The organism is Desulfitobacterium sp. (assembly GCF_034927245.1).
Classification (GTDB): domain Bacteria; phylum Bacillota; class Desulfitobacteriia; order Desulfitobacteriales; family Desulfitobacteriaceae; genus Desulfitobacterium_A.
In genome coordinates, this window is record NZ_JAYFQK010000042.1 from 1 (window position 1) to 25,902 (window position 25,902).

Here is a 25,902-nt window from a genome sequence, read left to right on the forward strand (position 1 = left end):
CCCTAACTCTAATTATAAGGACTTTTTTATTGCCTTGACAGGAATAATCAGGAATATTGACCGTTTACGAAAGATTTCTTTGAAATTTAACCTTACAAGAGACTTGACTTTTTGTTAGTTAATTTGATGCAACGCTACTGAAACGAGGTAAATTAAACCCGTGTATAATATCCTTTCATTCTTGATATTTTTCTCTTTTTGACTTTCTAACAACTTTATCATCTTAGAAAGAGAAATACCATCTAAGAAATCTGAAAAGCTTTATTTTTAAAAACGCTTTTTTCTGGTAAACTGGTAATAGATAAGAAAAATAGGTACAATGGGATTAAGCAGAATGTTGCATGGAGTTGATCACGTGAGAAGAAAAAAGGCTTTTTTATCTATAATTGTCCTACTCGTCGCTGCTACAGCATTCGGAGCTTTTCAGTTAGGATTATTCCCTGTTTCTAAGCATGGCAACGGTATTTTTTCGGCGGATTCGGACGGACTGGATACGTCGAAGCTTGTCAGCGTTTTGTTGGTGGGAGCAGATCAACGACAGGGAGATACGAAGTTTAATACAGATTCATTAATTCTGGCCAGTGTTGATCCGACAAACCAGAGAATCAGTCTGCTTTCGATCCCCCGCGATACTCGGGTTTCGATCCCCGGGCATCCCAATATTAAGATAAACTCGGTTTTTGCGCTTGAGGATATGGAAACCCTCGAAGGGGTCGTCTCTGATTTAACAGGGGTACCTGTAGCGGGCCATATTGAGACCAATTTTAGCGGTTTTAAACAGATCATTGACACCCTTGGGGGGATTACGGTCGATGTTGAAAAAGATATGTACTATGAAACCGGAGATAAAACGGACGGCTATATCAACCTTAAAAAAGGGGTTCAACGTTTAGATGGGTCGAAGGCTCTTCAGTATGCCCGTTTTAGGCATGATGCTCTGGCTGATATTTCACGGACAGCCCGTCAACAAGAGGTTTTGAAAGCAGTTGCCAAAGAAATGCTTCAAATCTCAACCCTTCCTAAACTTCCCTGGTTAATTCCTCAGCTTAATGAAGCAGTCCAGACCAATCTGAGTCTGCCGGATATTCTGAAAATATCGAAAGTGGCGATCGGCTTACAAAATGTAGATATTGTTTCACAAACGCTGCCTGGAAAGTTTTTAGATCTTAAGGGCGTCAGCTATTGGGAAGTTGATCCCCGGGACGCCAAAAAAGTGATGCGTGATTTATTGCAGGGGATTACAACGGCTAAGGTTATTGATGATCATGAGGTTGATTTATTAAAACCGGTTCCCTCTTCGACCATTACGGCTCTACCAAAAATCCCGGGCAATGATCTGGATCCGAACGGACAAGGATCCTCCGGCTATCGGAAAGACAAAACCGATAATAGAGAAGAAATAACAGGTGGAGATGATGCGGGAAATGTTGAGGGAAATGTTGAGGTTCACTGGCCTTTAGGTCCCGATGGCGGTGCTTAACATTGAAAGAAAAAATGTATTTATAGAATTGTCTGGTAATTCTCCAACTTAGTTGTTAAACTAATTATTAAAGTAATTTTTAACGGAATTCGCGGAATGTTATTCGATGAGGTGTTAATAATGAAGGAAGAAACAACACGGGGGAAATCTATAGATAACATTAGAAACGAATACGCCCGAAAATGGGACTGTCAACCGGAAGACCTAGATATTGAGGTTCTCGATAAGCCGGGATTCCTTTCCCGGCAGTGGAAAGTCCGAGTATGTATGAAGGCAAAGCAAACGGATTCAACGGACGCACCTTTTTTAACCTGTGAGGAGGTTGAAGTTAATGAGCCAAGCCTCCAAATTCGTCCGATTTGGAATGAAGAAGAAAAGAAATACTTAGTTCCCTTAATTCCGTCTGTTCGGCAAATTATTCCTTATCCGTTGGCAGGGGCCACTTATTTTAACGGGGAACTGCAGATGGAGCCTTTTTCGGTGAAAGAGGAAGACAGGATTGAGTTTATTCCATGCGACAATTTAGGACATAGGACTTGGGATATTGTTCTTCGCCAAAATGGCTTAAGCGCAGTTGCCAAGGTTAAATATGAGAAACCGGGGCGTTATGAACTGCCTGAGGTTATTCAAGCGGATACCCGGTTAAAATGGGAGGATATCGTCATATGGAAGGACACCCCTCCGGAAGGGACTTACTGGGATAACGGACATTTGCAAGCGGATATCGTGCGCTTAAAGATTGTTCATGGCGTCCGCAATGAAGCCTGGTCTGAAATACTCAACATCAAAGAAACCGGAGAAGCAGAAGTCGTTGTCGCTGAGGCAACTCTTCCGTCCCCTACTGTCCATACCCGTTTCGAAGATTTTGTGGGTGAATGCGCAGTCGGTTATGATGAAAATAAAGAACGTATTGATTTTTTTGCTTCAAAAAGGAATTTTATTGATGAGGGTGCGGTTTTAGCACGGAAAATTCCGGGACAAGAGGGATCGCCCGGTAAAGATGTCCTGGGTCGGCCGATTCCCCCGCTGCCTGTTAAGGATTTACAATTTAAACTAAAAAAGAATGTCCAACTTTCCGAAGATGGCTTGGAAGTTATTGCTTCCTGTGCGGGGTTCCCCGTTCGTGTCGATGAGACAACATATCTGGTCGAAAACATTTATCTTCTTAATCAAGATGTGGATTTGGAGACGGGAAGTGTCGAGTTCCCAAGAGATGTTTTTATCAACGGAAATGTCCAGGACGGATTTCATGTCTTTTCCGGGGGAAAGGTAGAAATTCAAGGTTCGGTTTCAAAAGCGGAAATTCGTGCTGAAAAGGGACTTAAAATTCTTCGTAATGTCTTGGGCGGGCATTTGATTGTCGGGGTACGTTATGTTGTTCGCGCAGAGTTATTGCGCCGCTTGAAGGAATTTTACGAAGCGCTCAATCCATGTTTACTGCAAGCAGCGGAATTATTCGGTTGTCCCGAGGCTGAACGCTTAAAGACGGGTCAATGTTTAAAACTCGTCATTGAGCGAAGGTATCCTGATCTCCCTAAAATGTCCGCAGATCTTGAAAAGTTCGTTTTGAAAATGAAGGATGAGATTCTGACTCAAGAGATCGTTCTTTTGATACGAACCGCAAAACGTTTTCTGGTCGGTTTGGGACCCCTTGATCCCCAGGCATTGCCTCTTCTGCAACGCGTAGATCAGGCTTTAGAACAGATTGTTCTGAATATCTCTGTTGAGGTTCCGGAAAAATTAGAGTGCTCGGTTACATATATTCAAGGAGCGAATGTGGAATGCGGGGGTTCCTTTATTTGCTATAAAGGAGCTTACAATTCAACGGTTCAAGCAGGCGGGGATGTCAAAATCGAAGGGGTTTGCCGCGGCGGCAAAGTTATTGCAGGCGGGAACGTTGAAATCGGCGAATTAGGGGGATCCGAAGTAAGCATCACCACAGTTCAGTTCAACGGTACGAAACGATTGAAGGTTAATTATTGTCATCCCAATGTGATGATCATTGTGGATAAGGAAATTATCCAAATCGAGGAACCCTATCGTCAACTGGAAGTCTATCGGGAAAGAGGAATGGTTCAGGTCGAACGATTCAAGGTGAATCCCAAGGAATCGTAATATTAGGATTCACTTGTTGGTGAAGAAAGGGATAAGCAGATGGAAACTATGATTTCGTTAGAACGGGCATGGGAAATTGTCTCAGCAAAAATAAGCCCGGCCGGGACAGAAAAAGTTGGTCTGAATGAGGCGTATTATCGGATTTTGGCTGAATCGGTGACTTCTCCGATAGCCATGCCTCCTTTTGATCGTTCACCGTTGGATGGGTATGCTTACGCGGCAAGTCCAACGGATCTTACCGCACTTGCGCTTCGACAAGTAAGCGAAATACCGGCAGGTACCTACCCCGATCGTGAAATAGCCCATGGAGAATGTGCGAAGATTTTTACAGGTGCACCGATTCCGGCGGGGGCAAACTGCGTTGTGCGGATTGAGGATACAGAAGCCCATGAAGATCAGGTGCTAATTCAGCGGCCGGTTTTACCCGGTGCCAATATAGTTCGGCAAGGCGAGGAGATTCAGAAGGGAGAAATCGTTTTAACTCCGGGAAGCGTGCTTACCCCTTCTGCCGTTGGCTTATTAGCGGCTTTAGGTGTGGAAAGGGTGAGCGTTTACCGGAAGCCGCGTATTGGTATTCTTTCTACGGGTTCAGAACTGATGGAAGTGGGAAAGCCGCTTTTACCGGGAAAGATCTATAACAGTAATACGCATACCTTGCAAGGCCTTCTCTTGGAGGCGGGCTGCGAAGTAAAAGTTGCATCTTTCGTTCCGGATCGCCTGCCGGAAACGATGGATACCTTAAGATCATTACAGGACATGGATGCGGTGGTGACAACGGGCGGTGCCTCTGTGGGAGATTATGATTTAATCCGCGAGGCTTTAGTTGGAATCGGTTGTGAATTGCTCTTTTGGAAATTGAGTTTAAAACCCGGAACACCTGTGGCGGTTGGGGTTAAAGAAAATAAGCTCTATTTTGCACTTTCCGGAAATCCCGCGGCCGCTATGATTACTTACGAACTTCTTGTTCGCCCATCGCTGAAAAAAATGGCGGGACGACGGGATGAAGTTGAGGTCTTTCCCGTCAGGATGGCAGGAAGTTTTAGCAAATCGGGAAAACAGCGTCGCTTTTTACGGGCACGCGCGATTTTACGCGACGGCGAAATTTGGGCTGACCCCAATTATGCGCAAGGGTCCGGCATTTTACGCTCGATGATTGGCAGCGATCTCTTAATCGATGTTCCCGGAGGACATGGACCTGTTCAAGCCGGCGAGATCCTATCTGCCCGCTGGAGTCACTCTGAGGTGAGAGATATTTAACCTCGTGCGGCATTAATTCCCCAAATAATCCTGCGGAAATAGCCTTATCGATTTAATTGTGATATTGTATAATGGGTTACCGGTGGTAATGCACATAACAGAAAACGGGGGAATAGCTATGGCAAAAAGCTTGGAAGATCTTAAAAAGAATTATATTCAAAAATACACGCTTCAACTGATCGTGGCCGGTAAGGATAAGAGTCTGCTTCGTTCGGAGATGTGCTGTGATGTATGCGGAGAGACGCATTTGGCTTGGGAGATTCACCAAATACCCTATTTTGAAGGGGGCAAACTTGCCGCCAATTATGAAGCGGGAAGCATGATGCTGGCCTGTGAAAAGTGTATGGAAAACCATGATCTTAAAGTTTTAGAGTCTGATAATGCCATGAATTTTGATGCTTCAAATCTTGCCATTAAGGAAATATTGGGAAAGTAATATAATTATTAATTGGGGGAAGAGGTGGATGAAGAATGAATTCAATTCAGCCCCCCGTCGTTTCGATCGTGGCAAGGCATTCCAACTCGGGAAAAACAACATTGCTTGAAAAACTGGTGTGTGAGGCTAAAAAACGAGGTTGGCGAGTTGCGGTTGTCAAACATGATGCCCATGATTTTGACATGGATAAACCGGGGAAAGATTCCTGGCGTTTTACACAAGCCGGGGCGGATGTAGTTGCGATCTCTTCACCTCATAAGACGGCGATTTTGGAAACGCGGGAGTTGGAACAAAGCCTTGATGAAGTGCTTGAACGTCTCCCAGAAGTTGACCTCATTTTCACGGAAGGGTACAAACACGGAAACAAACCCAAAATTGAGGTGTTTCGGTCAGAGGTGCATAAAGAACTCTTTTATAAACCGGAAGAGCTGATCGCTATCGCCAGCGATGTTTCATTCGAGGTCGGAATCCCCTGCTTTGATCTCGATGATGCGGTGGGTATCTGTGATTTCCTGGCGGAGAAATATCAGTTGCCATAAAAGAGTGGAAGATGTGTCCAAAATAGAGGGACTGTTGCAAAACGAACTTAATAGTTCGTTAGCAACGGTCCCTATTTTTCCGCCTCTATAACAAAGGATTACTCTAAAATAAAACCTTAGAAGAAATACTACACGACCATAAATTATCTGATCCTTACTTTAGTACCCGTGTTAAGAACCGGGTTGCTAAGGGCAAAAAGGGGAAAACAACTAATGAAGATACCAGATTGAAGACAGTATGAGCATTGGCCACTTGCCGGCTTAGACTGCCTCCTAAGCCTTCCAGCAAATAGGCTAGGGGATTAAGGAGGGGCAGGAACAGAAGGACGCCAAAGACGTTCAACAAAACGTGGAAAAGGGCAACACGCTGCGCCGCTCGGTTTGTGACAAAGGAAGCGATAACCGCTGTAAAACAAGTTCCAATATTGGCACCAAAGATAAAGGCAAGAGCAGTCGGCAGGGTTAAATATCCTCCCTCGGTAAGAAGCATGACAAGCCCGGTTGTAGCTGCCGAGGAGTGTAAAAGGGCGGAAAGCAAGGTTCCCGCAAGTACCCCTTGAAAATGATGATCTCCGAGCTGCATTAAAAATGCTTGTACAATCGGAATTTCGGCTAAGGGGGCCATTCCCGTTTTCAATAAATGGAGGGCGAGAAATAATAACCCCAGCCCGAAAACGGAGAGGGCTAAGTAACGGTAACGATTGGGAATAAAGAGAAATCCGAGAGATCCCAAAAGCAAAATGTACGGTATAAAGGAATCGAGAGAAAAGGCAAGGAGCTGTGTCGTCATTGTCGTGCCGATATTACTTCCGAGAATAAGCCCTAAGGCATTTTCAAAGGGAATAAGTCCGGCATCAACGAAGGAAATCGTCATCACGGAAAGGGCAGTACTGGATTGGAGCAAAGCCGTCGCGGCCGTACCGCTCCAAAGACCTCGCCAGGGAGTAAGGGTCATTTTGTCAAGCACGCGTTTGAAAGCATCCGCCGCAAAACGCTCAAGTCCGAGCCGGAGAATCGACATACCATAAAGCAAGCAAAAAAGTCCGAGAAGCATCGCAAGAAGGAGTGACATATTTTAATTCTCCTTTTAAGCGTTAACTGAATCGTTACCAATATATGATTTTTTTTTAATCGCAGAACAAGCGGATTGAATTGTGCGTAGATTATCCCAAGGGGTGATTTTATGCGGGTTCGGCAAGGAAACCTTCGGGACTGGCCCTTTATGTATGCGTTGGGGAAAGATGTGATACCTTCCAGCATTTCACCATGGCGCAAGCAGTCCATGGAAGATACGATGAAATTTCGGGAGAAGACCTTAAAAGGGTTCTGGACGTGGATTCAGCAGACCGATTCAGTGGTTTTTATAGCGGAAACGGACAAGGAAGAACCCATGGGGTATTTGGTTCTTTATCCCTCCTCGCGTGAGGAGCTAACCGGGGTTTTACAAGCCTGGGTCATGGATTTGGCGGTTTCGCCGAAATATCGACATCACGGTGTTGGACGAACCCTTATGGAATCTGCTGAAGAATATGCAAAAGAACAGGGAATTCATTATTTGGGATTGGCGGTGAGCAGTCATAATCTTTATGCCTTACACCTTTATGAATCACTTGGATTTGCTGAGGAACGAAAGTTAATGGTCAAAGTTTTAGATTAGAAATACCTCGAAAACCCTTAACCTTCCATTTGATAGGGAGTTAAGGGTTTTTTAATGTAAAAAAATGTATTACCAAATTGTGGCAATTACGAGTGCTGTGAATAATCTATAGTATCTTCAGATAAAGGAGGAATTTCAAATGGCATTTGGTGCTGGTGTTGGTGGAGCTTGTGGACCTAATTTTTTACCGGGAATTGCAATCGTTGTAGTCATTATTCTTCTTCTGATTGCAATGGGAATCGTATTCTAAGTGAGAACAAAAATATAAAGGGGAGGTAAAGTTATGTACGGTTTAGGTGGTTTTGGTGGAGGCTTCGGTGGAGGCGTTGGTGCTTGCTGTCATCCAGTATGTACTCCGGCAGCACCGGTTGGTCCGGCAGTTGGCGTCGGCGTAGGGATTATCGCAATTGCTATTTTAATCCTGATTGCTTTAGGTGTAATCTTCTAATTTCTCTTTCCCATTTATAAGCAATGAACCTCATTCGCTGTATGTTGATTCAGCGGGTGAGGTTCATAGTATAATTAGCTATATCTTACATATAGAGGAATTAGTGAAGGCGGAAAGAGACAAGAGGAAATGGGGGCTATCGGTGCTGAAGAAAATTGTTTTAATTTTGCTTATCACCCTGATCATGAGTGGCTGCAGCTCAAACCAAGCCGCAATCAACGATTCCATCACACCAGGGGAAGAAAGTCAGAATGCTGATTCTCTCGTGGAACAAGGAGATAAAGAGGAGCCGCCAATTGTCCCGGAATGGATGGGAAAAACTTTAGAATCGGCTCCCACTGAGTGGGGTGAAATAAAGATAGAGAATAATGGGTTCGTGTTTAGCAACTTAAAAGATGTTATCTTTTATACATCAGTAGACACCATAATTTCCGGTATCGAAATTAAGAATAAAGAGATTGACGTATACGGTTCTAAAGTCGGACAAACCCCTGCGGAGGTCAAAGCGGTTATAGGGGAGCCGCGTTTTAACGGTAAAAATGAAGAAGGCGGGGGCTGCATTCTTGAGTTTGAACTCGGTGATACACTGATAGCCTTTTATTCCTCATCGGATGAAAATAGTCCTGTAAGTAATATTCTCTTAATATCACATAAATAAAAAAAGCTTGCGACCGGGTATCTAAATACACGCGCCGCAAGTGAAGTAAAAGAGAGGAGTGGGGATAAAAAATTGGAAAACGTGAGACTAATAAGATTGTGTCCGCTCGAGGGCTTTACTATACATAAAATTCCCGAGGAATTATTTTCCGAGGCTAAGCATGGTATAATACAATACATCAATATGTGGGAAAATGGAGGAACATTGTGAACAAGGATGAACTTCGAGAACTGATGGATCAGCTCTTTAAAGAAAACGGGTTAGAATATATTATTGTACGCCTGGAATCCAAACGCGAATGGGGAATGCGTTTAAGCAATGGAAAGTTTGAGCGGGTTTCAAGCGGCTGGGACAGCGGAATTGGGGTTCAGGCTTTTACGGAAGAAGGGGTTACCGGTTTTGCATCCTCAGATGTTCTTGGCCTTGAGGCGGGGCTGAAGGTTATCCAACGCGCTGTTGTTTTAGCAGAGCGTAACGCCAAGATCGGGGCGGAGTCTAACCGCATGATATTTAAGACGCCTCAGCTTGTGGAGGAGGCTGTTGATCCGCGGGTTTATCCCTTTGAACACTTTTCTTTGGCCCAACTACAAGAGCTTGTTCTGGGTCTGCATCAACGTTTACTTAAGCACAATTCTGAAATTGCTTGGCAGACGAGTTACCGCCAAGTTGAAGATCATTGGTGCATCGGACGTTCGGATGGGACACGGGTATCTTTTGTAATTCCACGTGCGGTGCTTATGCATCAGGGAACCGTTCGGGAAAATGGCAGAGCTCAAAGTACGCTTGTAAATCGTAGCGGTGTGGATGTCGAAATCTTGCTTAAGGAAAAAGAAGATGCGATACTGGAAAAGAAAGCACTTGAACGCGCTGAACTTGCTCAGGAGGTTTGTCGGGCTCCCCAGCTTCCTTCAGGGCATTATCCGTTAGTTATTGATTATGGATTGGCTAAGGGGTTGGCTCATGAAGCTTTTGGGCATGCCGTGGAATCGGATCATATCAAAGAATCGGTCCTTGGCGAAAACGGAAAATTGAGAAAAGGTCTGAAAGTGGCCCGAAGCGGTGTAAATATAGTCGATGGGCCGCTCTTAGGGGACTGGGCGTATCAGCCATACTCTGCTAATGGTTTAAAACGGGAAACCGTCGAAATTGTTAAAGATGGGGTACTTATAGCTGGTTTGGGGGATATCTTCTCGGCTGAAGAAGCCGGAATGGAGGTGACCGGAGCGGGTCGTGCGGAAAGCTATGGTTATATTCCTATTCCACGAATGACCAACATCCGTCTCCTCGTAGATCAGGAGATTCCCCTTCCACCAACATCAACATTAAAAGAGGAAATTCAGCAAGTCCGTGAAATCCTTAAAGAAAAAGGAGAATTAAGGGAAGAAGGAAAACACCTTTTGCTGTTTGGCTACCGCGGAGGACAGGTTAATCCCAAGACGGGAGATTTTGTTTTCCAGTGTGACGGCATGATTGACCTCGCCGATCCATCCTTACCCGTTTATCAACCCAGCATTTTCAGCGGGAAAATTATTTCGGCGCTGCAAGCGATTCGCGGCGGTCTGGGACAAGGGTGTTACGATGCGATCGGTACCTGCGGTAAATCGGGTCAGGCGGTACCTTCCAGTGGGGGAAGCCATCGTTATCTTTTGCTTGAACAGGATGAACAGGTGAGTTTAGGGGGAGAACAAGGATGAAACTTATAGCACATCTCGAAGATCTTTTATATAAAGCCCAAACTTCCCCGGCCGATCAGAAACTAAGGATTCGTGACTGGCGAGTTGTCGTGCATGAATCTCAACTCATCTCCTTAGGAATTAAGGATAATGCACCGGGGAGTGTATATACCCCCCCCGGTTATCGTCAGAGGGAAAGCGGGGAAGTCCTTATTGTCTGGGAGGACGGCCGTTTGAGCCAAGCGAGGGTTCAAGCCGTATCCGAAAGAAATGATCAATCAGGGGAAGAGCAGCTGCGGCAGTGGTATCAGGCCGCCTATGAAGATCCGGATGGCAGGGAAATTCCGGCCCCGGAGGCCATCCCTTTGGTTGCGGTAGAAGATCGAGCGGTTCAGAAGGTTTTGGCGGGTGATGATGAAATCCTTTTTGCCCAATTGAGCCGCTTGCTTAAAGATCGCCCCGAGCAGGCTGAAATGCAGGCCGAAATTCAAGCCGCCTGGGGATATCGCCATGTCCGCAATTCGAAGGGTTTAGCGGTTACGTATCAGGAATCGGAATATGCGCTTTCCTTTTCCTTTGATAGTATAGTCGGAGGAGGGTTTGCCAAAAGACGTTTGATCCGTGAGGAAGAATGGGTAAAGACCTGGCAGCAGACTCTGGAGTATTATCAAGCAATGCAGCAGGAAGCAGCCCAGGTTACTCCGCAGACCACTGTGGTCTTTTCTCCGGGGGTAGCAGACGCTTTTATAGGGCAATTTATTGTTCCTAATTTTATCGGGCAGAGTATTTTAGAGGGGCAAAGCGCTTACCGAGTCGAACATTTTGAAAAGCAGGAACACGTTTTTAACGAAGGTTTAACGTTAATCATTGATCCTCTCCGTCCTTTTGAATTGGGATCTTATTTAGTGACTTCTGAGGGAGTTGCGGCCGATCGCACTGTTCTTGTTCAAGACGGAGTTTTGAAGACCCCGATCTTAAGGGTCAAGGATGCCCGGCGATGGGGCACAAGACCCACGGCACTTCCTTTGGGGACATCAGGGCTATACCTTAAACATGCTCAAGAAGGGTTATGGCCGGAGGTTCTCCAGGAAATTGAAGATGGTATCTTGATTTTATCGGTTCTCGGAATGCATACCCAAAATAGTGCGGCAGGGTATTACTCCCTAAGCGCTCCGCAAAGTTTAAGAATCCAAAAGGGCAAAATTGTGGGTAAGACTGATGTTAAACTTTCGGGGAATTTCTTTAACGATTTGAAATCTCCCGAGACTCGGTTTGCGAAGTCTGAGCTATCCACAAAGCCTTATATCCTTGTTAAAACAGGACTGCAAACACTGTAAAGAAGACTTGGCCGGTAGCGAGCAAAGCGAGATAGCGGGCTAGACGCGCTTACCCTGCCGGACTTAACAGCGTGCATCGTAGGGTAAAGAAGACTTGGCCGGTAGCGAGCAAAGCGAGATAGCGGGCTAGTCGCGCTTACCCTGCCGGACTTAACGGCGTGCATCGTAGGGTAAAGAAGACTTGGCCGGTAGCGAGCAAAGCGAGATAGCGGGCTAGTCGCACTTACCCTGCCGGACTTAACAGCGTGCATCGTAGGGTAAAGAAGACTTGGCCGGTAACGAGCAAAGCGAGATAGCGGGGTAGTCGCACTTACCCTGCCGGACTTAACAGCATGCATCGTAGGGTAAAGAGATAGTTTGAGGAGAGATAGATCATGTTTGATTTGCATATTCATTTAATAGGGCATCAGGATAGGCTTGCAAATCAAGAAAATGTCCGGAACTTTTTGGAAGCGGCGCGGCGGGCGGGACTCAACGAAATCGGCTTTGCCGATCATGATATGTATTTAGAGGACCTAGATTTGCCGTTGATCCGCAGGGTTGCGGAAGAATATCCGGATTTAAAGGTTCGGGTCGGCTTGGAAGTCGATTATCGGGCTGAGGATGAAGTCAAAATTCAGGCCGTTTTGCAGACATTTCCCTTTGATTATGTCATTGGATCAGTTCATGAGATCAATAGCTGGTTGTTTGATTATCCGGATCAAATTCAGAGACATCAGGCCGAAGATCCTGACCGCCTCTATCTGGCGTATTTTGAGTTAGTGGAAAAGGCAGCTCGCAGCGGACTTTTTACAACGATCGGCCATTTTGATTTGATTAAATTATTCGGGGTGAGACCGCATACCGATGTCCGCGAATTGGCCGATAAGGCGCTGCAAGCTATCGCCGCGAATGGGTTAGTGGCCGAACTGAATACAGCGGGCAGGTATAAACCGGTCGGGGAATTTTACCCTGAGGAAAAATTGATTCGGGAAATGGTGAGGCGAGGAATTGACTTTACGCTGGGCTCTGATGCTCATGAAGCTCAGTATGTCGGGCGCGATCTGCAAGAGGGAGTGCAATTCCTTCGAAACTGCGGGGTAAAGCGGTTGATTCATTTTGAACAGAAGGAACACCTGATCTATGGATTGTGAGCATAGCTAAGCAGTTGAAACAGGAGGAGAGGGGCTAAACAAATATGTATGGCAAGGAAATTCAGCAATTACTCAGGGATTTAGCCTGGGTTGATGATGTGACCTATTATCATAGTTTAAGGGTTGGCTATCTCATGTCAGCGTTTGCAGATACTCCTTCGGGTAAACAGATGACTAAACAAGCATGGGTTACACGAAATGAATGGGTGGCTGCGGGTTTGCTCCATGATATTGGAAAAATGCGCTGGCCAAGGGAAATCCTTTTTTCTACGGAACAATTAAGTGACATGGACAATGAGAAATTGCTGGAGTTTTGGCGCTGTGAAATTGAGCATCCGCTTGAATCGGAGAGAGCAATTCTTGATTTTTACCAAAGGACGGGGAATCGATTCTGGGAGAGAATTGCCAAAGGCTTAGCCGCTCACCATGAAAATTACTCGGGCGGGGGTTATCCCTATAAACTCAAGGGAAAGGCTATTCCTTTACTGGCTCGCGGAATCCGGATCTTTGACCGGTATATGACAATGACGGAAGTGAAGCGTTATCGGGTGCAAGTCAGGGATAAGGAGAGTGCCTTAAAGGAAATCCGGGGGCTTTTGGGTTATGAATTTGATCCATACTGGGGAGAACCGATTATTGAATTTCTATCCCAGGTCCAGCTCCCTTCGAATCCGGATGAGTGGCTGACCGAAGAATTAAAGAATTTCTAGGTTTAAATTCGCCTTCTTTTGCGAGCATAGACGGTGCAATATTTTGGCACACTAAGGAAAATTCTAAGATTAGCCATGCTCGGAAAGAGGGAAGACTATGCCTTGGATGGAACTCAATTTAAACCCTGCGGATAAATGGAATGAGGGATGTTTAGAAGATTGGTCAGCCGCTTTGACCGCTTTTCTCCTTGAAAAGGGAGAAAATATTAATCCCCGATTACACATGCTGCCGGGGTATTATACTGTTGCTTTGGGAGAAAACGAGGAGTTCGGTGAGCTGGTCATCAGTTCAGCGGAACGCCTCGTTGTTCTATTGGGGTTATCCTATGAAAGTTCGGTGGAGAAGGAGTTAGTCCATTTCGTGGCTCGCTTTGCGCGGCAAATGGGCGCTGTTGCCCTGCGGGCTCCGATTATGAATGCGAAGGAGAGAAAGTTTTGGCGGCAGATGGGGGCGGGACTTTACCCTGACCCGACACGGCTTAAGGAAGATATCCATCGTGAACATATCAGGGTCGAACCGTTATTCCAATTCAGTTTGCAGGTAACCTACAGGGATAAACCGGCCCTTTGTCTGGAACCTATCTTCTGTACGGCTCGGGCCGAGGGAGTGGTGAGTTTGGCCCAACGCCGTACTGAACGCTTGCTGGGGGGAAGGCCGATCGGTTTCGCCAGCCGTATTTCAGCTCATAGTCCGTGGGAATTGGACCGCGCTCAATGGAATGATTTGCTGGCATTCAGCCGTTTAGACTGTTTCGAAGTGCTGGAACGATGTATCAATATTTCAGAATTTTCTTGAGACTCATTTTATGATATGATACCCCTATAAGAGAGAATGTGGGGAGGGGTAGATATTAAAATCGAAATGACTTTGGATGAATTTGAACAGGCGCTTGCCCAAATCGGGTATATCACCGAAAAGAAAGATCGGATTGCGCTGACGGTTTATCTGGCCATCCGGCTAGAAAAACCCATTTTGGTTGTCGGTCCTCCGGGTGTGGGAAAAACTGAGGTAGCCAAGGCTTTAAGCCGGGTCATGTCAGCCCCGTTGATTCGGTTGCAGTGCTATGAGGGCTTAGATGAAAATAAGGCCCTTTATGAATGGAATTATCAGAGACAGCTTTTAAGAATTCAAATGCAGAAGGAGAATCTTCAGGAAGAGGATCTGTTTTCTCCCGAATATTTACTGCCGCGTCCATTGCTTCAAGGGCTTATGAGCAGGGAAGCCTCCGTTTTGCTGATCGATGAGATTGATAAGACGGACAGTGAATTTGAAGCATTTTTACTGGAGATTTTAGGGGAGTTCCAAGTCACCATCCCGGAGATGGGAACCATAAAAGCGCTGGAACGGCCCTTGGTTGTTTTAACATCGAATGGCGAAAGGGAACTTTCCGATGGGTTGAAAAGGCGCTGTGTTTTTTTAAATGTCGAAGCTCCTTCAGTTGAAAAAGAAGTCAGGATTTTGCGCTCAAAACTCCCGGGGCTTCCCGATAAACTGGCCTACCAGGTCGCGAAAGCGGTGGGTATTCTTCGCGAAAAATTAGTACTGCAAAAAACACCTTCTGTGTCAGAAACGCTGGATTGGGCGAAGGCACTATTGGTGATGGGTAAATCAGAATTAGATCCGGCATGGATTGAGGCGACCCTTAATTTGCTGCTCAAAAGTCAGGAGGATTTGGAACTTTTCTATCAGGAGATGGGTGCGGAACGCTTGCTTTGGGAAACTAAAGTATGATGGGCAAAGAGGGAGAAGAATAAGATGAAGCAGAGGAGCGAACTGGATCATCATCTTCTGGAGTTTGCCGGCTTATTACGGGAAGGCGGAGTTCCTGTCAGCATGACAGAAGTCCAAGATGCGCTGCAAGCCTTGCTGGTTCTCGGGATAGAGGATAAAGAGCGTACCGAAGGAATTCTGCAGGCAACGTTGGTCAAATCGCCGCAAAGTATTCCTTGGTTCCAAGAAACGTTTCGCGTCTTCTTTGCTCCGCCGGAACGACAAATGGATTGGCAAAAGGAAGCAAGAGAAAAAGCGGACCAATTTCATCAGGGACTTAACAAAAGCCGCAGGGAGCTGAGCTTTAAAGGCAGGGAACTCGATTTAACCGATGAACAATTGATCGTCTATATGCAGCTTCCCGAAAAGGAACAGGAGCGGTTGAAAGATTTCTTAAACCGCTCAGAGCAGGGCATTCATAATGGTCTCCCTGTAGATCATTCCTTTCAGCCGATGATTGAACAAGTGATGAGGGGTTCACTCGAGTATTGGCGAAAAAAATTGGGTGAAGAGAATGATTTCCCGTTATCCCCGCCCGGAAAAGGGGGGATTATGTCCGAGATTGAACGTGCCTGGCGTGAGCAAGAAATTAAATATGTGACCAAAGACCTGAAGAATATCTCACCTGAAGAATGGCCGCAAGTTATGAAATTGATTCACAAGCTTTCGCAGCGTCTCGCTTCCCAAGCTTCGCGAAGGTACCAAGTGAGAGGAAAACGCGGCGGAGTTGATATGCGTCATACCCCTCGTGATAATCTTCGCTTTGGAGGGGTACTGCTGAAACGTCACTTTCGGATTAAACGCAGGAGCCGTCCCAAATTTGTTTTGCTTTGTGATTTATCCGGTTCGATGATGAAATATACGGAATTTATGCTGCAGTTTATCTATGGCTTATCTTCCGTTGTCAGCGGGATTGAAACATTTGCCTTTGCCGATCGGTTGGTCAAGCTGACAGGCAAAGTCCGACCGGGCCGTACGCTTCAGGAAATGCTGGAATTGGCTCTGCCGGAAGTCAGCAAAGAATGGGGTGGTGGAACAAATTTAGCGATTGCTTTAGAAGAGCTTGCAGAGAATCATGCCCGGTGTTTTTCACGCGGCACTGTTTTGATCATCCTTAGTGATACTCAGACCCTTGAAGGGGGGAAGGCAGCTCATCTTCTTAAGAATTTTCGCGGAAAGGTCCGTGAGATTCTTTGGCTGAATACGCTTCCGCAAAAGCGCTGGGAGGAAACAAAGACGGTTGCCCTTTTCCAGCCGTACTGCCGCATGGTCGAGTGTTATACCTTGGAACATTTGCAAAACATCATGAACGCTCACTTTTAAGCATTTTTGTAAAACATCGCAAGATAGACGTTTAGTGCGGGGCTTTATTGTGCATAATAGAAATGTTAATCCAATAGTCCATAAGCGCACAAATGTCTAGGAGGTAATACCGGTGTTGGAAAAATGTCGGTCCTGTGGTTTTGAACACGAAGATCTCACACATGTCCTTTTTCGGAGAAATCAGGTTAGTAATCGAACATTGCCGTATTGTTCCCAGTGTATGAGAAGACTTTATCAGGTTCCCTATCGACCCGATCGGGATATTTAAGTTTAACTTTGGGTAAAATAGTAATTTACAGCTTGCACTTTTTTCTTCCCTTTGGTATAGTGTCGTTGAATAAGGGGAGAAGGGGGTTGATTAATAATGGCTTACAAAATTTCCTCAGACTGCATCAGCTGTGGTGCATGTGAAGCTGAATGCCCGGTAGGTGCTATTAGTGCAGGAGATGACCAATACGTCATCGATGCAGACGCTTGCACAGAATGTGGTTCTTGTGCGGGAGTTTGTCCTGTCGGTGCACCGGCTCAGGCCGAATAAAGGAAAAAGGATAAATTTTAAATCGTATGGTTTAAAGTATTAAAAGGGGGAGCAAAAATGCTCTCCCTTTTAATTTACAACCTCTAATTCCTAATAAAGAATAATTGACATCAGCTCTTTTAGTTCGTATAATAAAATTAAAATAATTATAAATTAAGGCGGGCTTGGGGATATCTTATTATACCTGTAATGGGGAAGCAAGGAGTTGAGAGAGATGCAAGCAATCGATATCTTAAAACAGTTAAAAGAAAAAGGGGTACGGTTTACACCGCAACGACAGGCTATTCTTGAATATCTTTTAGGAACGGATACCCACCCGACTGCTGAAGATATTTACAATCATGTGAAAGCAAAATTTCCGGGAGTAAGTCTGGGAACAATTTATAATACGCTGAACATGCTGAAGGATCACGGTCATATTCTAGAGTTGTCTTATGGGGATATGTCAAGCCGATTTGATGGCAATCCGGAGAATCATTATCATGTGGTTTGTACAGTGTGCGGAAAAGTTGTAGATTATCATCGCCCGCTTTTACAAATGGAAGACGAGGTTTCCGAAAAAACCGGCTTTGATGTGATCGGACATCGGATGGAGTTTTACGGCGTTTGCCCGGATTGTAAAAAGTCAAAGCTTCATTAAGGGTCGTTTATAAGAGGGACAGTTATGCAACTGTCCTTTTTTTTATGGCCCGGAGCAAGGATTTTCTTTAGTTTTCGCGAACTAAGTGTATTAAATCCACTGTAGTTTGATGAAGGGGCTTAACGGGAGAATGTTTAAACGTCGTATTTTTTTATTGATCATTATATTCGCAGCAGTGTTAGGGATTCTGGCTTGGAACTGGAGTGAGACTCCGGGGATATCCTTAAAGACAGAGAAAGGTTCCGTGAGTGCCGAGCGTTTGACCTTGGATTTGCAGGGGGGTTGGAATAGTTATTCTTCGCTCCGCCAAGCTTATACCACAGAAATAAATCAAGGGAATCCGGAAGATAAACTGAAGCGTTTTTCACTAACTGCCGGGAAGGAATTAAATCTTCCCTCCATGGAAAAGTTCCATGTTGTGGCTAAACATTTTCAAATCCAGCCGGAATGGAGTGCACGAAGCGTTCTCCTTCAAATCAATGGGGTTTATGGTGAAGGAGAAATTTATTTAAACGGAATAGATAGTGCACATCGGATCGGTAAGTTTGAGAACGAGGGAGGATCCGAAGAGTTCCTTCTGCCCGCGAATGCGCTTAATTATGGGGAGGATAATATACTTCTGATTGAGTCTTCATCACCGCCATCCCAGGCAAATACACTATTGGGTATGCGTTGGCCGGCCAAGGGACAAATCAAGGGGGATCTGCAGCTCGTCGGGACTATGGAAACGAGTTTATCGGTTCAAAAGGTAAGTGCTCAGTGGAATAATACAGATGCAGTCGTTTCCGTACAAATCCGGCTGAATCATCATTCTGTTACAGAATATGGGCCTTGGGATATTCAAGGTGTTTTATCGGATGGTTCTTCTGCTGCTGCAACCGCTTCGGCCCAGGTTAAAGCGGAGGAATCCGCGGTTCAGAATGTGACCCTGACTTTTAACGTTCCTCAGGCTCGCGCCTGGTCGCCGACAGACCCGTTTAAATATCAGCTTTATGTGACCCTGTTGAATCCCAAAGGAGATAAGGATGATGTGTCCATTCCCCTTGGGTTATCTACGGCAACGTTCAAAGATGAAACATTCGTTCAAAATGGACAGGCCTTAACGATTTCGGGACTTACTCTTTCTCCGGGGCAAGAGGCCCAGATTCGCAACACCGGAAATGTGGAAGAATGGTTGACTGCGCAAAAAAGTAAAGGATATAATCTTCTCTATTTTATCGGTTCATTTCCCGATGAAGCTTGGTTAAAGGGTGCCGATAAGATAGGAATGGGCATATGGGCAGAACTTCCTCAAAAGATGGTGCCGGCTGATCGTGTCTCTAATCCTTCGGTATGGGAAACGATGATCCAAAAGGGAATGCTTCATCCTTCCCTGTGGGCGTGGACCGCGGGGATGGGTTTGGAGAGTGATCCTCGCTCTTTAAATTCGACGTATTGGGAGAATGTTCGGCTGCAAACTCAACCGTTGCCTGCGTTTGCGGCGCGTTTAACGGAGGAACCGGTTCCGGCTTCAATACATAAGGTGCAGCTTTCAGGGACATATTTTAATGGACCTTGGGGTAAAGTCGTTTACAATACAGAAGGCCAAACAAAGCCTTCCCAATCCTGGCCGCAGGAAAAAGTATTCAGCGGGGTTTGGGCAGCATGGGTAATCCTTGTTATTATTGCCAATATTGGTTCCGCCAACTGGCGTTATCGGGAAATATTTGAACGAAAACCCAAACGCGCCCTGCGGAATGCATGGAACTGGCAGGGTTTAGCCTTATTAACCCGGGAGGGAACACTTGCCGGTCTCGTGATATCATTAATTTTTAATACTCAAGTTCCTTGGGCAAACTGGATCCCTGAGCAGTGGCCTTTGTGGACGATCATAAAACAGCAGCCGCCATTGTTAATTTGGATTGTTTTATCATCTTTACTTGTCTTTCTGCGCGTTTTGCAAGTGGGTGTTGCGGCACCGCGTCTGCCGGAGGCCCCTAATCCTCTCGGTCTGGCTTTATGGTTGGAACGCCGTTACCGCTGGATTTGGATTCCTGTACTACTGTGGGCTGCCCAACCCTTTGGCCTTCCGATTTATCTTCCTTTAGCAGCCTATATAGGGTTGACACTTCTGTATCTTCCGATAAGAATGCATGATGTGCATAAGATAAAAGGAAAATACCGTCCGATTATGGTTGTGCCGAACATCTTTTTCTTGGTCATCCTGGCTTTCGCAGCTTGGCGATGGTCGGACTGGTATTATCTCTGGCATTTTGTTACGGCCTTAAGGTTGTGAGTTTAAAACAAAGGATGGATTAATATGTGCTTAAAGGAACCTCATTTTTTAGCGACAGGGATAGGCAGCTTGCCTTATTTGGAGCCTCAAGCGGCGCTGGACCTGATCTGGCAGTCGGTGCCCGCTGCTCCCCATTGGCCTCAGCTTCCAAACTTAGGAGCGGAAAGCGGTTTCGTAGGTCAATATTTACGGCCGTTGATTGAAACCGGAGTGATTGAGGGATTTGCCACGCCTCGATTTCAGGTGGAGGCTCCGGACTGGTCGGAGCGGATGATGCGTTTTTATGAACTTTACTTGCGGGCGGAAAGCGGCGATGACGAAGCGCTCGAATCTTTTGGCTTTACTCCCGAGGGGGGAGTGGGGTTTGAAAGTTTCTGTTCAGATTTCCGGCAGCGTAAACCCAAGGATATTTCCTTTGTTAAGGGACAATTAAGCGGTCCCTTGACGGTGGGAATGCAAATAACAGATGCGTCGCGGCGCGCCAGTTATTATGATGAGACGCAAAGGGATCTATTGGTTAAAGCATTGGCGATGCATGCACAATGGCAAACCCGGCGTCTAAAGGGTTTTGGCTATCCGGTTCTGATTTCGATTGATGATCCGTCACTTTATGCTTACGGAGCTTCGACCCATGTAACATTGGGACGCGAAACTCTCCTTGCCCATCTTAATGAGGTATCCGAGGGAATCCTCCGGCAAGGGGGCATACCGGGAGCGCATGTTTGTGCCGGGACAGATTGGACCTTGCTTTTTGACTCAAAGATACAGGTGGTCAACTTTGATGCCTATGAATATATGACAAGTATGCTTGTTTTAGCGGGGCCTTTAAATGATTTCTTAGCACGGGGAGGGATTCTTTCTTGGGGAATTGTGCCAACCTCGGCTAAGGCTTGGGAAGAAACGGTTGAAAGTCTGCAGGAACGTCTCGAAGAAAACATAAAGGGGCTTGTTAAACGAGGGGTTGATGAGTCACGATTACGCGCTCAAAGTATGCTGACCCCGAGCTGTGGAACGGGTACGCTGGAGGTCGCCTTGGCGGAAAGGATATACGCCTTGCTGAAAGGGCTGGCCTTGAAAATGGGCTGAACTTGCGTCTTCAATAACAATCCTTTATAATTGAGGAAAACCGACTATTTTACTTAGAATTGATTTTGGTTCGGATATTGAAAGGGGAAATCGGCTTGATTACAAAAGATATGACCGTAGGACAAGTGTTAAGGACTTATCCGCAAACGGTACAAATTTTTTTGGAATTAGGAATGCACTGCTTAGGCTGTCCTTCTTCCACGAGTGAGAGTATTGAAGGTGCTGCTTTAACGCATGGAAGAAAGCCGGATGAGTTAGTGAAACAGTTAAATACAGCAGTTAGCAATGGATAAATAAACCTCTAAATCATAGATCGAAGAGGGGGGACTGATCCGTGAAATATCAAGTCGGAATTGTCGGCGGCGGCCCGGGAGGATATGTGTGCGCTCTTCGGGCGGCACAGTTGGGCCTATCCGTTTTGCTCATTGAAGGAGAGCGAATAGGCGGAACCTGTCTCAATAAAGGATGTATCCCGACGAAAGCACTTGTGAGGAGTGCCGAACTTTGGCGGGAAATTAAACACGCAGATACATTTGGCATCCAAATCAGCGATGCCGGTATAGATTTTTCAAAAGTGACGGCGCGCAAGGATCAAGTGGTGGATACTTTGGTCGCCGGGATCGAGCGGTTGATCAAAGCCGCAAAGATCACTTATGTAGAAGGTTTTGGACAAGTGCGGGAAGCCGGGAAGATTGAGGTTGAAACAGCAACAGGTCCCGAGAACTATGAAGTTGAGAATCTGGTTTTGGCAACCGGTTCTGTTCCTGCACGTTTACCGATCCCGGGCGCGGGTTTGCCCGGTGTTCTTACCAGTGATGAAATCCTGGAGATGACAGAACTCCCGGAGCGCTTGGTGATTATCGGCGGCGGGGTTATCGGTCTGGAATTTGCTTCGATTTATCAGGAATTCGGGGTTAAGGTTACAGTCGTTGAAATGCTGCCATCATTGCTGGCAAATATTGATGAGGAAATTCCGAAAAGAATGACTCCGCTTTTAAAAAAAGCGGGCATGCAAATCATGACCAAAACAGCGCTTAAGGAAATTCGTCAAGAGGCTTCTCAATTAACGGTTGTCGTTGAAGACGCAAAAGGACAAAAGGAAATTGCTGCCGATAAAGTTCTGATAGCGACAGGCCGCAAAGCGAATTGCCGAGGCATTGATCTTGAGCATTTAGGACTGCGGACAGAGCGGGGAGCCATTATTGTCAATTCAAAAATGCAAACCTCTCTTCCCAATGTCTATGCCATCGGCGATGTGACAGGCGGTATTATGCTGGCTCATGTCGCTTCGATGCAGGGAATTGCTGCGGCCGAGAATATCGCCGGGCTTCACACAGAGGTTAGTTACAAAGCGGTTCCCAGCGCGATCTTTACTTATCCGGAAATTGCGGTAGTAGGACAGACGGAACAAGCGCTGAAAACCTCCGGTCAGGAATATAAAGTCAGCAAGTTCCCATTTAGTGCCAATGGAAAAGCCTTAGCTCTTGGCGAAATAATGGGCTTAGTAAAAATACTTGCGGATAAACAGGGCGTGGTTTTAGGGGCAAGCATTATGGGACCGCAAGCCAGCAGTCTGATTCAAGAATTAGTCCTGGCTGTAGAGAAAGGATTAAACGCAGAGGAATTGGTCAGGACGATTCACGCTCATCCGACCTTGCCGGAGGCGATAATGGAAGCTGCCCACGGCATTTTTGAAAAGCCTTTGCATCTGGTTTAGGAATTTTATTTCTGATCAAAATGATTTTAATAACTGTAGGTTCGTGCGGACCTGCAGTTTTTAATTTACTAACGGACGGCAATCGGGTGCAAGCCAAGCATTTTTGTTTCTATTGTTTACCTTTTGTTTACATCAAAAAGAATTGAGGTAAAAAAACACTAAAAAGCGCAAAGGTAAAAAAATGCAAACTCCGAACGAAGGCAAAAAACTATGGACTAATGTTCGGATATGCGATATAATTCTTTTATTGTCGTTTGACGTCTAATGATATGGAAAAATGGCAAAGATTTATTAAAGAGGAGGAATTACGTGTGGAAAACTTCTTCAAACTTAAGGAAAACGGCACAGATATTCGTACTGAGTTTGTTGCCGGATTAACCACCTTCTTTGCAATGGCTTACATTATTATGGTTAATCCTACTATTCTCTCTCAAGCGGGTATGCCATGGGGGGCAGTATTTCTGGCCACTATTATTGCCTCAACGATCGGAACCCTTGTTATGGGTCTTGTCGCCAATGTACCCTACGCCTTAGCCCCGGGTATGGGTTTAAACGCCTTTTTTGTATTTACCGTTGTTTTCGGTCTTGGGTTTAAATGGCAAGAAGCCCTTGCTATGGTTTTTATCTGCGGTATTATTAATATTTTAATTACGGTCACAAGCATCCGTAAAAAGATCATTAAAGCTATTCCTTCAAGTCTGCAATATGCCATCGGCGGCGGTATCGGGATTTTTATTGCTTATATCGGTATTAAAAATGCGGGTTTACTTTCTTTCATCTCTGATCCGGGAACTTATGTTCAGCTCGGCGAAGGTGGAACAGTTATCGCCAGTTCCAGTGCAGTTCCATCACTTGTAACTTTAAATACACCTTCAGTGCTCTTAGCAATCTTCGGCCTTATTTTTACGGTTATCCTACTTATGCGCAATGTAAAAGGTTCAATATTTATCGGGATTATTGTCACAACTTTACTCGGTATCCCTTTTGGAATTACTCATTTCGGTTCCAGTATGAGTCTAGGTCAAGCTGTTTCCGAACTTCCTCAAACCTTCTTGGCCGCTTTCGGTAATCCCGGGTTAGTGTCCCTGTTTAGTGATCCCGGTAAGATTCCCCTCGTGTTAGTCACGATTTTTGCCTTCAGCTTGTCCGATACTTTTGACACTATCGGAACCTTTATCGGTACCGGTCGGAGCACAGGTATTTTCTCTGATGCAGATCTAAAAGCGCTTGAATCAAGCAAAGGTTTCAGCTCTAAAATGGACAAGGCTCTCTTTGCGGATTCTATTGCAACTTCCATTGGTGCTATCGTTGGGACTTCTAATACCACAACCTATGTCGAAAGTGCAGCCGGTATCGGAGCGGGCGGACGCACAGGACTGACCAGCGTTGTTGTCGCTGTCTTGTTTGTCATTAGTGCTTTCTTTGCTCCGGTGATTAGTGCTGTCCCTTCGGTTGCTACTGCGCCAGCTTTAATTCTTGTCGGTATTATGATGATTTCTTCCTTTAAAGATATTAGCTGGGGAGAATTAAGCGAAGCCATTCCTGCTTTTTTTGCCGGAATCTTTATGGCTTTCTGCTATAATATCTCTTACGGCATTGCCGCCGGATTCATTTTCTATTGCATTGTAAAGATTTGCAAGGGTCAGGCCAAAGAGGTAAGCCCGGTATTATGGATATCGGCCCTGCTGTTTATCCTTAACTTTGTACTTCTTGCCCTGCTCTGATTCTGATCAAGTAACTGCAGTACTCAATAAGGTACGTATTTTAATAAGCTCCCGTCATTTTTAGACGGGAGCTTTTAGTTTTTAGCTTTTAGTTTTACTGCCGAACAGTTTCCGCTCTATCACCCGATGTTTGAACTGCATTTATTAATGACTGAACTTTTGTGTTTCTTCTCGGGTCTCCACCGAGGAAGGGAAGACGCACAATGAAACAAATTCCGCTTGGGGACGCTATCTCAATAAGGTTTAAGAGGTTAATAACGGCACCCGGTGGAGTGAAAATCCGGAGTATTGTTCCGGGAAGTGGACCGCACGGTCGAGGTGGCGGCGGGGGCGGAACCGGGGGAAACCATGGGGCTTCTTGAGTGCATGTCAGAGGTGCGGCGGTTGGCACCGGTGCATCTCCCGGGAGGCTGTATTCCGGAAACATATAATCCCCTCTTTTTAAATTTAGTTGGGCTCTCAAGGCCCTATAAGAATAGAGGGGGGAAGGTTGACTGCTTTTTTACTCAATATAAAATATGAAAGGTTGTTCTTCTTTGTTACAAAAGCAAAATGGTTAATAAGGGATAATGCCACCAAAACCCCAAAAAGACGCCTCAAGCGTCTTCTTCGGGGTAGAAAGGGGTGTTGTGATCGATTGATCACCATAAGACTATATGCTTGGAATGAGGAGGGCAGCTATCAGCCGCCCTCTAACACGTGGATTATTGGCTTACGAAGGTAATAGCACGCAGCGGGATCCGCACAACGGGGCGAACTCCGTCAATGGGTGTTCCAATATTGGAGAACAACAGGGCATTGGTCAAAAGGGCAACTCCGTCTTGTAAGCCGCCAAAGTTTCCTACCCAGAACCCGGAATCTTCTCCTACGGCAAGCCTAGCGCCAATGGGATAGGTGTCAAAAAGCCCTACAACGAAAGGCACAGGTGCACAAGGAACTCCAAATAGTGACATAATATACCCCTTTTCTTAAATTCTATTAGGCCATTAAGTGGCCTTATAAGATTGAGAAGGGGTTTTCTGTTTCCTGATATAAGTTATGAAGGCTTGGCCTGAAATGTTACATGGTGGAAGAAGATAGTTTTCTTTATATTTTTTTTACACTTTCCATAGGATTCTTTACGCCTAATTTACACAACGATGACTTACTATGGAGTGGAACCGAAACGAAACGATAGAACAAAGAACGGGGGGAATAAGATGATGGACTTATGGTTAGGGGGGTTAGTAACCTTAGGACTGCTCATTTATTTAACATACTCATTATGGAACGCAGAAAAATTATAAAGCTGAAGAGAAGACTCAATGAAGTGAGTCATTTAGTTGCAATCTTTATAATAGGCCGTTAGGAAAAACGGCCGGTCGTAAGATTTTGTAAACGGAGGC

The 25,902-nt window shown here is 45.6% G+C and carries 26 protein-coding genes; 24 read left to right on the forward strand and 2 right to left on the reverse strand.

The features are described from left to right. The first annotated feature begins 355 nt into the window (after positions 1–355). The 5 genes from VB077_RS10900 (at position 356) to mobB (ending at position 5,827) form a co-directional block, all read left to right on the forward strand. A complete protein-coding gene (locus VB077_RS10900) occupies positions 356–1,480 on the forward strand; it encodes an LCP family protein (RefSeq protein ID WP_323415267.1) in 1,125 nt (374 codons plus the stop codon). A gap of 120 nt (positions 1,481–1,600) precedes the next feature. After that, positions 1,601–3,595, forward strand: a complete 1,995-nt coding sequence (locus VB077_RS10905) for a FapA family protein (protein WP_323415268.1) — start codon at positions 1,601–1,603, stop codon at positions 3,593–3,595. A gap of 39 nt (positions 3,596–3,634) precedes the next feature. Continuing rightward, a complete protein-coding gene (glp, locus tag VB077_RS10910; protein WP_323415269.1) occupies positions 3,635–4,852 on the forward strand; it encodes a gephyrin-like molybdotransferase Glp in 1,218 nt (405 codons plus the stop codon). Positions 4,853–4,970: 118 nt separating this feature from the next. Then, on the forward strand, positions 4,971–5,288 hold the full coding sequence (locus tag VB077_RS10915) for a hypothetical protein (RefSeq protein WP_323415270.1): 318 nt from the start codon (positions 4,971–4,973) through the stop codon (positions 5,286–5,288). A gap of 35 nt (positions 5,289–5,323) precedes the next feature. Further along, the gene (mobB, locus tag VB077_RS10920) at positions 5,324–5,827 is read left to right on the forward strand and encodes a molybdopterin-guanine dinucleotide biosynthesis protein B (RefSeq protein WP_323415271.1); all 504 of its coding nucleotides are present in this window, start codon (positions 5,324–5,326) and stop codon (positions 5,825–5,827) included. A gap of 154 nt (positions 5,828–5,981) precedes the next feature. Here mobB and VB077_RS10925 read toward each other — a convergent pair whose 3' ends face one another. Next, positions 5,982–6,899, reverse strand: coding sequence for a Na/Pi symporter (locus tag VB077_RS10925; protein WP_323415272.1), 918 nt, complete (start codon positions 6,897–6,899; stop codon positions 5,982–5,984). Positions 6,900–7,010: 111 nt separating this feature from the next. Here VB077_RS10925 and VB077_RS10930 point away from each other — a divergent pair, with 111 nt between their 5' ends. The 18 genes from VB077_RS10930 (at position 7,011) to VB077_RS11015 (ending at position 24,879) form a co-directional block, all read left to right on the forward strand. Further along, positions 7,011–7,484: a GNAT family N-acetyltransferase gene (locus VB077_RS10930; RefSeq protein ID WP_323415273.1), complete on the forward strand. Its 474-nt coding sequence runs from the start codon at positions 7,011–7,013 to the stop codon at positions 7,482–7,484. Between the two features lie 283 nt (positions 7,485–7,767). Beyond that, positions 7,768–7,932 (forward strand): hypothetical protein, encoded by a 165-nt coding sequence (locus VB077_RS10935; protein WP_323415274.1) that lies wholly within the window; start codon positions 7,768–7,770, stop codon positions 7,930–7,932. A 142-nt stretch (positions 7,933–8,074) separates the two neighbouring features. Beyond that, the gene (locus VB077_RS10940) at positions 8,075–8,590 is read left to right on the forward strand and encodes a hypothetical protein (protein WP_323415275.1); all 516 of its coding nucleotides are present in this window, start codon (positions 8,075–8,077) and stop codon (positions 8,588–8,590) included. A gap of 233 nt (positions 8,591–8,823) precedes the next feature. Then, positions 8,824–10,284, forward strand: coding sequence for a TldD/PmbA family protein (locus tag VB077_RS10945; RefSeq protein ID WP_416337053.1), 1,461 nt, complete (start codon positions 8,824–8,826; stop codon positions 10,282–10,284). After that, positions 10,281–11,600 (forward strand): metallopeptidase TldD-related protein, encoded by a 1,320-nt coding sequence (locus VB077_RS10950; RefSeq protein ID WP_323415277.1) that lies wholly within the window; start codon positions 10,281–10,283, stop codon positions 11,598–11,600. The genes VB077_RS10945 and VB077_RS10950 overlap by 4 nt, the downstream gene beginning before the upstream one ends. A 374-nt stretch (positions 11,601–11,974) precedes the next feature. Then, on the forward strand, positions 11,975–12,733 hold the full coding sequence (locus VB077_RS10955; protein WP_323415278.1) for a histidinol-phosphatase HisJ family protein: 759 nt from the start codon (positions 11,975–11,977) through the stop codon (positions 12,731–12,733). Between the two features lie 44 nt (positions 12,734–12,777). Beyond that, positions 12,778–13,443 (forward strand): HD-GYP domain-containing protein, encoded by a 666-nt coding sequence (locus VB077_RS10960; protein WP_323415279.1) that lies wholly within the window; start codon positions 12,778–12,780, stop codon positions 13,441–13,443. Between the two features lie 97 nt (positions 13,444–13,540). Continuing rightward, complete coding sequence (locus VB077_RS10965) at positions 13,541–14,239, forward strand: hypothetical protein (protein ID WP_323415280.1); 699 nt, start codon at positions 13,541–13,543, stop codon at positions 14,237–14,239. 36 nt (positions 14,240–14,275) lie between these two features. Continuing rightward, the gene (locus VB077_RS10970; protein WP_416337052.1) at positions 14,276–15,175 is read left to right on the forward strand and encodes an AAA family ATPase; all 900 of its coding nucleotides are present in this window, start codon (positions 14,276–14,278) and stop codon (positions 15,173–15,175) included. A 24-nt stretch (positions 15,176–15,199) separates the two neighbouring features. Continuing rightward, positions 15,200–16,537 (forward strand): vWA domain-containing protein, encoded by a 1,338-nt coding sequence (locus tag VB077_RS10975; RefSeq protein WP_323415281.1) that lies wholly within the window; start codon positions 15,200–15,202, stop codon positions 16,535–16,537. 364 nt (positions 16,538–16,901) lie between these two features. Continuing rightward, complete coding sequence (locus VB077_RS10980; protein ID WP_323415282.1) at positions 16,902–17,075, forward strand: 4Fe-4S binding protein; 174 nt, start codon at positions 16,902–16,904, stop codon at positions 17,073–17,075. 214 nt (positions 17,076–17,289) lie between these two features. Next, positions 17,290–17,715 (forward strand): transcriptional repressor, encoded by a 426-nt coding sequence (locus VB077_RS10985; protein WP_323415283.1) that lies wholly within the window; start codon positions 17,290–17,292, stop codon positions 17,713–17,715. 130 nt (positions 17,716–17,845) lie between these two features. After that, positions 17,846–19,990 carry a beta-galactosidase gene (locus VB077_RS10990; protein WP_323415284.1) on the forward strand — a complete coding sequence of 715 codons (2,145 nt, stop codon included), beginning with the start codon at positions 17,846–17,848 and terminating at the stop codon, positions 19,988–19,990. Positions 19,991–20,014: 24 nt separating this feature from the next. Next, positions 20,015–21,076, forward strand: a complete 1,062-nt coding sequence (locus VB077_RS10995) for a methionine synthase (RefSeq protein ID WP_323415285.1) — start codon at positions 20,015–20,017, stop codon at positions 21,074–21,076. Between the two features lie 95 nt (positions 21,077–21,171). Then, on the forward strand, positions 21,172–21,369 hold the full coding sequence (locus VB077_RS11000; RefSeq protein ID WP_323415286.1) for a DUF1858 domain-containing protein: 198 nt from the start codon (positions 21,172–21,174) through the stop codon (positions 21,367–21,369). Positions 21,370–21,410: 41 nt separating this feature from the next. Then, on the forward strand, positions 21,411–22,793 hold the full coding sequence (gene lpdA / locus VB077_RS11005; protein ID WP_323415287.1) for a dihydrolipoyl dehydrogenase: 1,383 nt from the start codon (positions 21,411–21,413) through the stop codon (positions 22,791–22,793). A gap of 311 nt (positions 22,794–23,104) precedes the next feature. Then, entirely contained in the window at positions 23,105–24,517 is a 1,413-nt protein-coding gene (locus tag VB077_RS11010; RefSeq protein ID WP_323415288.1) for an NCS2 family permease, read from the forward strand. A 203-nt stretch (positions 24,518–24,720) separates the two neighbouring features. After that, positions 24,721–24,879, forward strand: a complete 159-nt coding sequence (locus VB077_RS11015; RefSeq protein ID WP_323415289.1) for a hypothetical protein — start codon at positions 24,721–24,723, stop codon at positions 24,877–24,879. A 342-nt stretch (positions 24,880–25,221) separates the two neighbouring features. On the opposite strand, the gene VB077_RS11020 is transcribed toward VB077_RS11015, so the two are convergent. Further along, positions 25,222–25,470, reverse strand: coding sequence for a hypothetical protein (locus tag VB077_RS11020; protein ID WP_323415290.1), 249 nt, complete (start codon positions 25,468–25,470; stop codon positions 25,222–25,224). Positions 25,471–25,719: 249 nt separating this feature from the next. Here VB077_RS11020 and kdpF point away from each other — a divergent pair, with 249 nt between their 5' ends. After that, complete coding sequence (gene kdpF / locus VB077_RS16635) at positions 25,720–25,803, forward strand: K(+)-transporting ATPase subunit F (RefSeq protein WP_416337054.1); 84 nt, start codon at positions 25,720–25,722, stop codon at positions 25,801–25,803. Positions 25,804–25,902 lie beyond the last annotated feature (99 nt).